The organism is Nonomuraea deserti (genome assembly GCF_004348685.1).
GTDB lineage: Bacteria > Actinomycetota > Actinomycetes > Streptosporangiales > Streptosporangiaceae > Nonomuraea > Nonomuraea deserti.
The window spans coordinates 1-11,015 of the sequence record NZ_SMKO01000269.1 but is presented as its reverse complement, the minus strand read 5'-3'; the positions used below and the strand labels follow the sequence as shown (position 1 = coordinate 11,015).

Sequence of the window (11,015 nt, the reverse complement as noted above, 5' to 3'; positions counted from 1 at the left end):
CGCCCGCCCTGCCCGTTGCCCTGCCCGGTCACGCACCCGTACCCGGAGCCGTGCCTGCCGGGCAGGCCCAGCGCCAGCGCCAGGTTGATGAACGCGCTCACCGTGTCGGTGCCCTTGGCGTGCTGCTCGGCGCCGCGTCCGGTCAGGACGTAGGCGTTGCCGGCGGCCGCCAGCGCCCTGACCGCCTGCCGCATCTGGTGAACCGGCACGCCGGTGATCCGCTCGACCCGTTCGGGCCACCAGCCGGCCAGCGACGTACGCACCTCCTCGAACCCCGCGGTCCGCGCGGCGACGTACTCGCCGTCCACGAGATCGTCGGCGATGACCAGGTGCAACATTCCCAGGGCGAGCGCCAGGTCGGTGCCGGGCGCGGGCTGCAGGTGCAGCCAGGCCTCCTTGGCGGTCCTGGTCCGCCGCGGGTCGATGACGACCAGCCGCGGCCCTGACAGGTGCCGCAGGAACGGCGGCATGGTCTCGGCCACGTTCACCCCGGCCAGCAGCACCACGTCGGCCCCGGCCAGGTCGGTGATCGGGAACGGCATCCCCCGGTCCATGCCGAACGCCCTGGTCGAGGCGGCCGCCGCCGAGGACATGCAGAAGCGGCCGTTGTAGTCGATCTGGCTGGTGCCGAGCGCGACCCTGGCGAACTTGCCCAGCGAGTACGCCTTCTCGTTGGTCAGGCCGCCGCCGCCGAACACGGCCACGGCGTCGGGGCCGTGCTCGGCGCGTAGGGCGGACAACCGCGAGGCCACGTGGTCGAGCGCGGTCTCCCATGCGACGGGCTCGCCGTACAGGAGCGGGGTGGTCAGGCGCTCGCCGTTGGTGAGCAGCTCACCCGCCGTCCACCCCTTCTGGCACAGAGCCCCCGAGGCGTTGGCCGGGATGTCGGTCCTGGGGGTGATGGCCAGCCCTCCGCCCGGTCCGGGGCCGATTTCCATGCCGCACTGCAACGCGCAGTACGGGCAGTGCGTCGCGGTCACGTCAGACCCGGGCATGGGCGAGGCTCCCGATCACGGAGGCGCCGGCCTTGCGCGTGTAGCACCACCAGGTCAGCGCGGCGCAGGACACGTAGAAGGCGCCGAAGGCGAGGAACGCGGGGGCGGGGGTGCCGGCCGCGGCGAACGACATCCCGAACGCCCGGTTGATCAGGAACCCGCCGAGCGCTCCGACGGCCGAGATGATGCCGATGGCGGCCGAGGCCTGGCGCTTGCCGTACAGCAGGGCCTGCTCGCTCTCGCCGCGCTCGGCCACGGCCTTGGCCTGGAAGATGGCCGGGATCATGCGGTACGTGGAGCCGTTGCCGATGCCGGCGGTGAGGAACAACGTCTGGAAGGCCAGGAAGAACAGCCAGAAGTCGCCGGACGTGCCGGCCAGCCACACCAGCAGCACGCCGCCGCCCATCGCGGCGAAGTTCCACAGCGTGACGGGGGCGCCGCCGAACCGGTCGGCCAGCCAGCCGCCCGCCGGCCTGACCAGCGAGCCGATCAGCGGCCCGATGAAGGCCACCGCGGCGTACGGGGCGCCGGAGTCGAACAGGTTCGCGCTCAGCAGCGGGAAGGCCGTGGAGTAGCCGATGAACGAGCCGAAGGTGCCGATGTACAGGAACGACATGATCCAGGTCTGGGCCCGGCCGGCGACGGCGAGCTGCTCGCGCGGCTCGGCCCTGGCGCTCGCGAGGTTGTCCATGAAGAACCAGGCGCAGGCGGCCGACACGACGATGAGCGGGATCCAGAACCACCCGGCGGCGGCCAGCCCGAGCGAGCCGATCACCAGCGGCATGACGAGCTGGACCGAGCTGACGCCGATGTTGCCGCCCGCCGCGTTCAGCCCGAGCGCGACGCCCTGCTTGTCGCGGGGGTAGAAGTAGGTGATGTTGGCCATGCTCGAGGCGAAGTTCCCGCCGCCCAGCCCGGCCAGGGCCGCGATCACCAGGAAGAGCCAGTACGGCGTGCCAGGGTCGTTGACCGCCACGCCGAGCAGCGCGGCGGGGATGAGCAGCAGCAGGGCGCTGACCACGGTGAAGGTGCGCCCGCCGAACCTCGCGGGGCCGAACGTGTAGGGGACGCGCAGCACCGAGCCGACCAGGTTGGGCAGCGCGACCAGCCAGAACAGCTGGTCGGTGGAGAACTCGTACAACCCCATCCGCGTGGCGACGATGCTCCACACCGTCCACACGGTGAAGCCGAGATGCTCGGCGACGATCGAGACGATCAGGTTGCGCCGCGCGACCCGCCTGCCTGATCTCGCCCAGAAGGCTGGGTCATCGGGGTGCCAGTCGGCGATCCAGCGCGCCATCGACCTCTCCTACGCTCGGCGTCCGGGATCTCCAAGCTAGGAATGGCGCGTTACGCACGTTGACGGTCCGTCGCTGTGCGTTCGTTACGGGTGATTCACCTCGGTAACACGCCACGCACATGTGTCACGGCGGAAACATGCTGGAAATGATCGCTTATCACGTCCCCCTCCGGGTAACAGCACTCCAGCAAGGGGGGAGAAACATGATCAAGAAGCTTCACCATATGGGGATAAAGTCGGGCCACATGTACACCGCGGGGGTGGCGTCGATCGCCATGTCCTTCGCGACCTGGTTCATGTCGAAGAAGATGGAGGCGTCGGGCATCGACAGGGCCGACCGCTGGGGCATCTTCATCGGCGAGTGGGCGCCGTCGTTCTTCGCGCTCGGGGTGGCGCTCCGCATCGAGGAGACCCACCGCGAGCTCGAAGGGCCCGAGTCCGAGACGTACGAGCAGGCGGGGACTCGCGCCAGGACCCACGCAGGCGTGTGACGCGGAGGTCACGCAGGTCACATCACACTCCGTGACCTGCGTGACCGCGCGCCGCCGGTCAGCAGGACCGCTCAGGAGGACCGCTCAGGAAGGCCGATCAGCCAGGCGCCGCAGCGGAGCGTCGCTCAGGCGGTAGTGCGGCCATTCCTCCTGGCGCACCGCGCCGAGATTCTCGTAGAAGCCGATGGCCGGCTCGTTCCAGTCGAGCACCGCCCATTCGAGCCGCTCGTATCCGCGTTCCGCGCAGATACCGGCCAGCTCGCCCATCAGCGCCCGGCCGTGGCCGCCGCCGCGGTGCTCGGGGCGTACGTAAAGGTCCTCCATGTAGATGCCGTGCACGCCCTTCCACGTCGAGAAGGTCAGGAACCACAGGGCGAACCCGGCCACCTCGCCGTCGTGCTCGGCGATGTGCGCGAACACGGCGGGCGCGTCGCCGAACAGCGCCGTGCGCAACTGCTCCTCGGTCACCCGCACCTCGTGCTCGGCCTTCTCGTACGTGGCGAGTTCGCGGATCAGCATGGCGATGACGGGCACGTCGGCGGGTGTGGCGGGGCGAATCATGGCTTTCAGCGTAGCGGGGGGCATCCGTGCCGGAATGCGGCGGTCACCACCGTCCCGCCGGGTGGACGCCATACGGGACACTGGATCCCCAGGCACCCGTAACGGAGGACGGTTCATGGAACACCGCGTGTTGGGACGTACCGGCCGGCAGGTCGGCGTGGTCGGCCTCGGCGCATGGCAGCTCGGCGCCGACTGGGGCGAGGTCAGCGAGGATGAGGCCCGCGCGACCCTCGAGGCGGCCGTGGACAGCGGGGTCACGTTCATCGACACCGCCGACGTCTACGGCGACGGGCGCAGCGAGCAGATCATCGGCCGCTTCGTCCAGGATCGTCCCGGGCTGACCGTGGCCACCAAGATGGGGCGGCGGCTGGAGCAGATCCCCGCCACGTACATGATGTCCAACTTCCGCGCCTGGAACGAACGCTCCCGCCGCAACCTCGGCGTCGACACGCTCGACCTGGTGCAGTTGCACTGCCCTCCGACGCCGGTCTACTCGTCGGACGCCGTGTTCGACGCCCTCGACACGCTGGTGGCCGAGAAGAGGATCGCCGCGTACGGCGTGAGCGTGGAGACCTGCGAGGAGGCGCTGACCGCGATCGCCAGGCCGGGCGTGGCGACCGTGCAGATCATCCTCAACGCCTTCCGGCTCAAGCCGCTGGAGCGGGTCCTGCCCGCCGCCCGAGCCGCCGGGGTGGGCATCATCGCCCGTGTCCCGCTGGCCAGCGGCCTGCTGTCGGGCCGCTACGACGAGCACACCACCTTCTCGCCCGACGACCACCGCGCCTTCAACCGCCACGGGGAGGCGTTCGACGTCGGCGAGACCTTCTCTGGCGTCGACTTCGCCACCGGCCTGGAGGCGGTCCGCCGCCTGGCTCCGCTGGTGCCGCCGGGGGCGAGCATGGCCCAGTTCGCGCTCCGCTGGATCCTCGACCAGGAGGGCGTCTCGGTGGTCATCCCCGGCGCCCGCAACCCGGCCCAGGCCACCGCGAACGCCGCCGCCGCGGACCTGCCCCCGCTGGACGCCGCGACCCTGGAGGCCGTCCGCTCCGTCTACGACGACCTGATCCGCCCTCAGGTGCACCACCGCTGGTAGAGCACGCCACCGGCGGTCTGACGGGTAAGGGGCCGTCGGGGTCCGGTCACGTTCGTCGTCATCCCGGGGACGTGATGCTGCGCCGGGAAGCGGCCGTGGCGTCCATGCGGCTGTCCGCCGCCGCCGCGACCCCGGCCGCCGACGTCCTCCAGATCGTCGCCGGCGTGCGCGAGGAACTGGCGGGCGAGCTGCGAGCTCGCTGCGGATCGAGTACGGCGGGACGGCGGACGAGCTGGTGGGCCACGGCCTCGCCGCCGCCCTGCCCCTGATCAACAATCTGGAGATCAACGAGCAGGTCCTCTACGCCCGCATGGAGAACGTCGACCAGAGCACGCTCATCGACTGAGCCGATCGACCTGCCCGCCCACCGGTGGCTCCGGCGCTGAAGAGATCGCTCCAGGTCAGACCTGTCCGGAAGGGCGAAGGGCTTCGACGGAGGCGAGCATCCGGGCCAGGCGTGCCGCGACCTTGTCCGGGTCGAGCTCGTCGGGCGCGATCGCCTCGCCCAGCGCCTCGCTCATCACCTGCTGAGCCTTGCGCCGCTCGTCCGTCCGCGCCCCCTCCACCGCCGCGAGCACCTCAGCGGTGAGTTCCTGGCTGGTCATCCGCATGGCTCGCGGGCCGAGGGATATCTCCTCCACCAGGCCACCGGCGCTCACGACCGCCCGCGCCCGTCCCCCGGGGGACTCCCCCGTGCCCGTGAGCGACTCCAGCCGGCCGATGGCCGCGTCCGGCTCGGACACAGCTATCTCCCGAGCTGGGCGGGACGCAGCACGCGTGAGGCTCCGAGGATCTCGATGCCGATCAGGAACCCGTTCTCGTCGAGATCAAGGACGACGTCACCGCGCAGCTCGTCCGCCTCGACCAGAACCTGCGTCGCCGCCTCGCCCTCCCTGATCAGGTCGGCGACGTAGACGTAGGCGATGTCGGCTTCCTTGTCATATTCGATCCGCAAGTTTACTTCTTTCTCCTGCCCAGCCAGCCGGTGGAGACCACCCGGCCGCTCTTGTCGTCGGTGACCGCCCAGACGTTCTTGCCCTTGTGGAAGGTCGTGCCCGGCGTCTTGCCCGACTGTTTCTTTCCGGTCTCGATGGCCTGGTCGACCATATCGTCGCTCACGCCGCGCTCTCCTTGCCGTTTCCTCGCGTGGTCCGAGTAGCCGCCGGAGCCTCTCTTGTTGCCCATGGCCATCGTGCTGGGCCCTGGCGTGCCGCCGGTCGCGTAAGGGTCACGCGGGAGACCCGTGGCCCGGATCCGGGCGCCGTTGGCCCCCGCGAGATCCGCCATGCCGCCGTTCGGCCTGGTGATCCTGGGCAGCAGCTCGCGCAGCGGGACGCTGACCCGCTCCCTCACCAGGTTCGCCAGCCGGTCGCCGACCGTGTGCCTGACCTGGTTGTCGATCTGGTGGACGGCCCGCCGGGTGGCGAGGATCCTGGCCATCGCCAGGCCGGCTCCGGCGGCGCCGCCGGCCAGCAGCGCCGGGGCGACCTGGGCCAGGCTCAGCACCTGCGCGGCCGCCGCCACCTTGCCCGCGGAGACGATGTTCGCCGCGCCCTCCAGCAGGGGCGGGGCGTGCCCGGCTGTGTTCGCCGCCCGCTGGAGGTGGCCCGCTTCGCCGCCACCGGTCTGCTGCCAGAAGCTCGCGAGCTCGGCGCCGCCAGCGCCCTGATAGGCGTTGACCGCCGGCCGCATGGTGGCGTCGGAGTCCTGCGCCGAGGACTCTGCGTAGGCGTTGACGACGCGCAGGTCCCGCGCGGTCGCCACGATGGCGTCCTCATCGACGTTCGGGAAGTGGATGCCCGCCCATTCGGCGACCGCGTCCACGACCGGCGGAATGGTCACGCTCACGTCGTGTCCCCCGTACTGCCCGCGACGGCGTCAGCCGCAGCCTTATCGCCGCCGCGGGCGGTCGCCGCCGTGACGCAGAGACCCATGCCGGTCGCTCGAAGCGCTCCCCCTTGGGCGGCGAGCACCTCGACCCAATCCCGGATCCCCTGGTCGCAGGCCTCAACGAAGCCCTCGATCAGCCCGTCGTCCGCCCACGCGAGCCCTCGGCCCCGCAGGCGCTCCACTGCCGCCAAGAACTCCTCGGCGTGCCCCTCCATGTGGCTGGAAGCAGCGACCAAGGAGTCCGGCTCCATCTTGTATCCCGCGTCCACCCGGAGAGGGTAGAAGGACTCACCGGCACGCCACCGACACTTCGAGGAACGTTCAAGTGTCGGGGACGGCAGGCGGGATCCGGCACGATGGCCTGTCGGATGTCGAGTGGAGGAGCCGCGGACCGTGCAGCCATCATCCATCGAAGAAGACCGCGAGTTCATGGCGCGAATGTCGGCGCAGGCGGAGGGCGTGCTGCGGAAGGTCCGCGACGCGCAGTTGAGACTCCAGGAGATCACGGGCGCCGGCGAGGCCGCCGACGGGCTCGTCCGCGCGGTCGCCGGCCCGACGGGGCACATCATCGACCTCACGGTGAGCGCCCGCTGCATGCGCCTGGACCGGAGCACCGTCGCCGCCGCGATCAGGGACGCGCTCCGGGCGGCGCAACTGGACGCCCGGCGCCAGGCGCAGCAGATCATCGGCGACCTCGAGACACACGCGGCCGGCTTCCAGCAGCCCCTCGACGCGTCCTTCGTCGCGGAGAGGGCCGAGCGCGTCCTGGAGGACCTTGGCTGACCCGATCAGCGGGGACCGCGGCGCCCGGGCCTCCAGGCGCCGCGGGGGTTTCGTCACCTCACGTACGGCCAGCCTTCGCGGTCCGAGCCGAGCCGGTTGAGCCGCGTTTCGGGGTGACGTTGTCCTCGGCGTCGTAGTACTGGTAGACGAGCACGTCGCCGCCCCTGTCGCGCATGATGCTCTGCCCCGCCGGGCCCGATGTGGCGGCCGTGGGTCTCCAGGAGCAGGGTGCCGCCGCCGTACAGCATCGGGACGCCCGCGCGGTCGGCGTACGGGCCGGTGGGGCTGGTCGAGCGGCCGAACCTGATCTTGTACGTGCTGTCGACGCCGGCGCAGCACCCGTCATAGGAGGCGAACAGATAGTGGTAGCGCCCGCGTTTGACGATGTCGGACGCTTCGACGGCGTACGGGAGGTCGGGGCGGGTGGCCAGGTGGTAGCGGGTCGTGTCCTCGGGGTGCGGCCTGCCGGCACCGCCGGTTGCACACGTTGTCGCCGAGAGCGATCGCCGCCGCCATGAGCGCCACGCTCCACGCCGGTTCGTAGCCGACCAGATAGCCGAGCTCCTCGCCCTGGCGCAGGCGGAAGGAGTTGGAGATGGCGAGCAGCGCGACGGCGACTCCCATGGCGAGCCTGGGCCTGCCGTGCTCGGCCGCCGAGTAGAGCGCGGCGGCGACCGGCACGGCGAGCCCGACAGGGGATAGCCGACCGCGTGGTAGCCGAGGATGCCGACGCCGGTCGCCACCAGGGCGAGCACCGGATGCCGGCGGCGGACCAGCATGAGCAGGCCGAGCCCGGCGGCGAACATGTAGGCGGACGGCTCCGGCCCGCGGCTGCCGCCGAGGTCGGAGGTGATCGCCACGGCGATGAAGAGGGTCATGACGGCGGCCAGAGCGCCGTCGGTGAAGATGTCCCGTCGTGTCCCAACACCGCAGCGTAGCCGGGGGTCCGGTGGCCGTCCTCAGACGTGGGTGCCACCTGCGATGTCGACATCCGACGTAGCGGCGTACGTCGAATGTCGACATCGACTGTCGACCACGTCCCGATGACCCGCCGCCGGCGCCGGTCGCGATGGTGATCGCGACCTGGTCGCCGGGCCTGCGGGTACGCCGCTCGCGGCCCGGCGGGGACGGCTCATGAGCGCCCTGTCGCGCCGCCGGTTCCTCGGACTGGCCGGAGCGGGTGCGGCGGCCCTGGCGATCCCCGGGTGCGGGCGGCTGACCGCCGAACGCGCCGGAGCCGTGCTCGCGAGCCGGCTGCCGCTTCCCCGGCCGTTCACGACCGCCCTGCCGGTGCCGACGGCGACACATCTGCACGGCGGCGTCACCCCACCGCGCTCGGACGGCTATCGACCCATCTGGTCGTCCCCGAGAAGCACGCCGCCCACTTCGCCCCCCGGGTCCCACGTGGCCCACGGCCGGCTGACCACCGGCAGGTTCGTGCACGAGTACCCGCTCGGCCAGCCGGCCGCGACCCTCTGGTACCACGACCACCGCATGGACTTCACGGGCCCACAGGTCTACCGGGGGCTGGCGGACGATCAACGGCCGCCCCTTCGACCCGGCGGAGGCGCTGGGCCACCCCGCGGCTCGGCAGCACCGAGCTCTGGACGTTCACCAGCGACTTCCACCACCCCGTCCACGTCCATCTCGGGCACTTCCAGGTGTACCGCCGCAACGGGCGCCCGCCGGCCCTCACGGACGCCGGCTGGAAGGACACTGTCGACGTCCGGCCCTACGAGGTGGTGGAGGTGCTGGTGCGCTTCACCGGCTACCGAGGCCGTTATGTCCTGCACTGCCACAACCTCGAACACGAGGACATGGCCATGATGGCCAGCTTCGACGTCGTCTGAGCCCGCGCACCCGAAACTGTCGGTCGTGTCGGACAGAATCGTCGGCATCATGACTCCTTTCAACGCCGTGCGATCGCCCGCGGGCGACATCGTGGTCTTCTATGTCGGCGCCGAGCCGCGCCTGACGGCCGAGCAGGCCCTCGCCTTCGCCGACCAACTCCGGGCCCTGGCCGCGGAGCCCGGCCCGACACCGGCCGGCGCCCCCGGCCACCGGCACCACGCGGCCGCATGACGTCCCGGCGTCACGCGCAATCGTCCGCAACGCCCTTGGCCTTGCGGACGATTCACGGCGGCGGTCAACGAGCGCGACCGTTCAGCCGTCTGCTCCTCCCGCCCGGTAAGAGCACTTTCCGGATCTGCAGTATCCACCTAAGGACGCGCGACCTAACTTTTGCTCCAGGGGTCCGGATTTTCCGGCGGTTCATCGTTCCGGGCCTCGTCGGGCCGGACCGGACTCCGTTCCGGCTCGGGGTCGGAATGAGCAGGCCGCCCAGCTACCTTGACGGAATCGTGTAAATGGCTCAGCAATTGGATGCTCTCCTCTTTGAGAGCTTCCTGGGCGGTGGCCAGCCGCCTCGCCAACTCCTCCTGAGCGATCGCCGTCTGCTCCGCCAGCTCCTCCTGAGCGACCTCCAGGCGTCTAGCGACCTTGTCGAGTTCTGTGGCGAACCGCTCGGGATCGAAGCTGGGGGGTGCTGAGGGCCTTCGCTTTTCCCGCTCCTCCACCACGTTCAGCAGTCGCGACAGGTTCGCATTCCACTTTGCAGCACTGTCGTGATAGCCGCTGAGGACGCCGATCTCACTCTCGTCCCAGCCGCCTTCACCGAAGTGACCTTGCAGCTCCTTCGCCGCCTGTGTGCGAGCTTGCAGCGCCTGGATTTCCGAATAGATCCTGCCTTTGAGCTCCTCGTAATTGGGCATGGACTTCCTTCCCCCTGTGTCCAGGAATCAATGACCGGAGGCCGACCTCCCCACTATCGACGCACATCGGCGCTTTCGAAAGCCTTGCTCCCGATGTTTTCCAGAAGTCGGCTCGGCTGGTTCATCAGAAGCCACACACCGTCCCAGGATCCACAGGCGCCGAAATAACGGGCCGCGTACATCCCGCCTTCCTGCGGCGGGCCCATGAATTTGTGAATGCACTTTCCGGAGATAGGGAATGCTCAGCTGAGGGCGCGGCCGGTGGGGGTCGTCCGGTCGGTGTGGTCGGCGACGTGGCCTTCGAAGAGGATGGTCCCGCCGTGCCGGCCGGGTCCCGGGCCGAGATCGATGAGCCAGTCGGCCTGGCGGATGACGTCGAGGTTGTGCTCGATGACGACGACGGTGTGGCCGTGCTCGACGAGGTCGCCGAGGACGTGCAGGAGCGTGTCGATGTCGTCCATGTGCAGTCCGGTGGTGGGCTCGTCGAGCACGTAGACGGTGGGCTGCCTGGCCTCGCGGAGCTCTTTCGCGATCTTGACGCGCTGGCACTCCCCTCCCGACAGCGTGCTCAGCGACTGCCCCAGGCGCAGGTAGCCCAGTCCGACGGCGGAGAGCTGCCGCAGGGCGCGGGCGACGCCCTGGTCGGGCAGCCGGTCCACGGCCTGGTCGACGGTGAGGTCGTCGACGTCGGCGATCGACAGTCCGTTCACGGTGTGGGCGAGGACCTCCGGCGTGAAGCGGCGGCCGTGACAGGTTTCGCAGCCGACCTCCTGGCCGTCCATGAAGGCGAGGTCGGTGTAGATGACGCCGAGCCCGCCGCAGTCGGGGCAGGCGCCCTCGGAGTTGGCGCTGAACAGGGCGGCGGGAACGCCGTTGCGCCTGGCGAACAGCCTGCGGATCGCGGGTGCGACGCCGGTGTAGGTGATCGGGGTGGAGCGGCGGCTGGTGCTGACCGGCTTCTGGTCGATCACGGTCGCGTCGTGCTGGGCCACCAGTTCCCCGGCGAGGCTGGACTTGCCCGAACCCGCGACGCCGGTGAGGACGGTCAGCGCTCCCGTGGGGAACCGCACGGTGAGGTTGCGCAGGTTGTTACGGGTGGCGTCCGCGACGGTGATACCACCGGTGGCGGGG

Annotated in this window: 16 protein-coding genes; 6 read left to right on the top strand and 10 right to left on the bottom strand. The window is 70.4% G+C overall.

Annotated elements, in window-relative coordinates; all coding sequences use genetic code 11:
* Both E1292_RS46790 and E1292_RS46785 read right to left on the bottom strand, forming a co-directional pair.
* Nucleotides 1-995 (bottom strand): molybdopterin oxidoreductase family protein (locus E1292_RS46790; RefSeq protein WP_165975117.1); only part of this gene is annotated, 995 nt, incomplete at its 3' end.
* Nucleotides 982-2,295, bottom strand: coding sequence for an MFS transporter (locus tag E1292_RS46785; RefSeq protein ID WP_132606255.1), 1,314 nt, complete (start codon nt 2,293-2,295; stop codon nt 982-984). The genes E1292_RS46785 and E1292_RS46790, both read right to left, overlap by 14 nt.
* Nucleotides 2,296-2,498: 203 nt before the next feature.
* Between E1292_RS46785 and E1292_RS46780 the strand changes: the two genes are divergently transcribed.
* Nucleotides 2,499-2,786: a hypothetical protein gene (locus tag E1292_RS46780; protein WP_246090877.1), complete on the top strand. Its 288-nt coding sequence runs from the start codon at nt 2,499-2,501 to the stop codon at nt 2,784-2,786.
* A gap of 84 nt (nt 2,787-2,870) precedes the next feature.
* Here E1292_RS46780 and E1292_RS46775 read toward each other — a convergent pair whose 3' ends face one another.
* Entirely contained in the window at nt 2,871-3,347 is a 477-nt protein-coding gene (locus E1292_RS46775; protein WP_132606254.1) for a GNAT family N-acetyltransferase, read from the bottom strand.
* A 115-nt stretch (nt 3,348-3,462) separates the two neighbouring features.
* On the opposite strand from E1292_RS46775, the gene E1292_RS46770 reads away from it, so the two are divergent.
* Complete coding sequence (locus tag E1292_RS46770) at nt 3,463-4,440, top strand: aldo/keto reductase (protein WP_132606253.1); 978 nt, start codon at nt 3,463-3,465, stop codon at nt 4,438-4,440.
* Nucleotides 4,441-4,511: 71 nt separating this feature from the next.
* Entirely contained in the window at nt 4,512-4,709 is a 198-nt protein-coding gene (locus tag E1292_RS46765; protein ID WP_132606252.1) for a hypothetical protein, read from the top strand.
* Between the two features lie 132 nt (nt 4,710-4,841).
* Here the strand turns inward: E1292_RS46765 and E1292_RS46760 are convergent, their stop codons facing one another.
* The 4 genes from E1292_RS46760 to E1292_RS46745 are packed head-to-tail and all read right to left on the bottom strand — an operon-like array spanning nt 4,842 to nt 6,599.
* The gene (locus tag E1292_RS46760) at nt 4,842-5,183 is read right to left on the bottom strand and encodes a YbaB/EbfC family nucleoid-associated protein (RefSeq protein WP_165975116.1); all 342 of its coding nucleotides are present in this window, start codon (nt 5,181-5,183) and stop codon (nt 4,842-4,844) included.
* A 2-nt stretch (nt 5,184-5,185) separates the two neighbouring features.
* Nucleotides 5,186-5,395 (bottom strand): DUF2283 domain-containing protein, encoded by a 210-nt coding sequence (locus tag E1292_RS46755; RefSeq protein WP_165975115.1) that lies wholly within the window; start codon nt 5,393-5,395, stop codon nt 5,186-5,188.
* A 2-nt stretch (nt 5,396-5,397) separates the two neighbouring features.
* Complete coding sequence (locus tag E1292_RS46750; RefSeq protein WP_132606249.1) at nt 5,398-6,288, bottom strand: DUF4258 domain-containing protein; 891 nt, start codon at nt 6,286-6,288, stop codon at nt 5,398-5,400.
* A complete protein-coding gene (locus E1292_RS46745) occupies nt 6,285-6,599 on the bottom strand; it encodes a hypothetical protein (protein WP_132606248.1) in 315 nt (104 codons plus the stop codon). The genes E1292_RS46750 and E1292_RS46745 overlap by 4 nt, the downstream gene beginning before the upstream one ends.
* Before the next feature lie 124 nt (nt 6,600-6,723).
* Here E1292_RS46745 and E1292_RS46740 point away from each other — a divergent pair, with 124 nt between their 5' ends.
* Nucleotides 6,724-7,113 (top strand): YbaB/EbfC family nucleoid-associated protein, encoded by a 390-nt coding sequence (locus tag E1292_RS46740; RefSeq protein WP_132606247.1) that lies wholly within the window; start codon nt 6,724-6,726, stop codon nt 7,111-7,113.
* Nucleotides 7,114-7,166: 53 nt separating this feature from the next.
* Here the strand turns inward: E1292_RS46740 and E1292_RS46735 are convergent, their stop codons facing one another.
* Complete coding sequence (locus E1292_RS46735) at nt 7,167-7,991, bottom strand: family 43 glycosylhydrolase (protein ID WP_132606246.1); 825 nt, start codon at nt 7,989-7,991, stop codon at nt 7,167-7,169.
* A 327-nt stretch (nt 7,992-8,318) separates the two neighbouring features.
* On the opposite strand from E1292_RS46735, the gene E1292_RS46730 reads away from it, so the two are divergent.
* Both E1292_RS46730 and E1292_RS46725 read left to right on the top strand, forming a co-directional pair.
* Nucleotides 8,319-8,963 carry a multicopper oxidase domain-containing protein gene (locus E1292_RS46730; protein ID WP_246090875.1) on the top strand — a complete coding sequence of 215 codons (645 nt, stop codon included), beginning with the start codon at nt 8,319-8,321 and terminating at the stop codon, nt 8,961-8,963.
* Between the two features lie 49 nt (nt 8,964-9,012).
* Nucleotides 9,013-9,195 (top strand): hypothetical protein, encoded by a 183-nt coding sequence (locus tag E1292_RS46725; RefSeq protein ID WP_132606245.1) that lies wholly within the window; start codon nt 9,013-9,015, stop codon nt 9,193-9,195.
* A 152-nt stretch (nt 9,196-9,347) separates the two neighbouring features.
* On the opposite strand, the gene E1292_RS46720 is transcribed toward E1292_RS46725, so the two are convergent.
* Together E1292_RS46720 and E1292_RS46715 are read right to left on the bottom strand one after the other, a co-directional pair.
* Nucleotides 9,348-9,884: a hypothetical protein gene (locus E1292_RS46720; RefSeq protein WP_132606244.1), complete on the bottom strand. Its 537-nt coding sequence runs from the start codon at nt 9,882-9,884 to the stop codon at nt 9,348-9,350.
* Nucleotides 9,885-10,126: 242 nt separating this feature from the next.
* On the bottom strand, nt 10,127-11,015 hold an 889-nt coding region (locus E1292_RS46715; RefSeq protein ID WP_132606243.1), incomplete at its 5' end, for an ATP-binding cassette domain-containing protein.

Coding starts and splice junctions, on each gene's coding strand:
- E1292_RS46785 (WP_132606255.1), bottom strand. CDS start 2,295: ATGGCGCGCTGGATCGCCGACTGGCACCCCGATGACCCAGCCTTCTGG.
- E1292_RS46780 (WP_246090877.1), top strand. CDS start 2,499: ATGATCAAGAAGCTTCACCATATGGGGATAAAGTCGGGCCACATGTAC.
- E1292_RS46775 (WP_132606254.1), bottom strand. CDS start 3,347: ATGATTCGCCCCGCCACACCCGCCGACGTGCCCGTCATCGCCATGCTG.
- E1292_RS46770 (WP_132606253.1), top strand. CDS start 3,463: ATGGAACACCGCGTGTTGGGACGTACCGGCCGGCAGGTCGGCGTGGTC.
- E1292_RS46735 (WP_132606246.1), bottom strand. CDS start 7,991: ATGACCCTCTTCATCGCCGTGGCGATCACCTCCGACCTCGGCGGCAGC.
- E1292_RS46725 (WP_132606245.1), top strand. CDS start 9,013: ATGACTCCTTTCAACGCCGTGCGATCGCCCGCGGGCGACATCGTGGTC.
- E1292_RS46720 (WP_132606244.1), bottom strand. CDS start 9,884: ATGCCCAATTACGAGGAGCTCAAAGGCAGGATCTATTCGGAAATCCAG.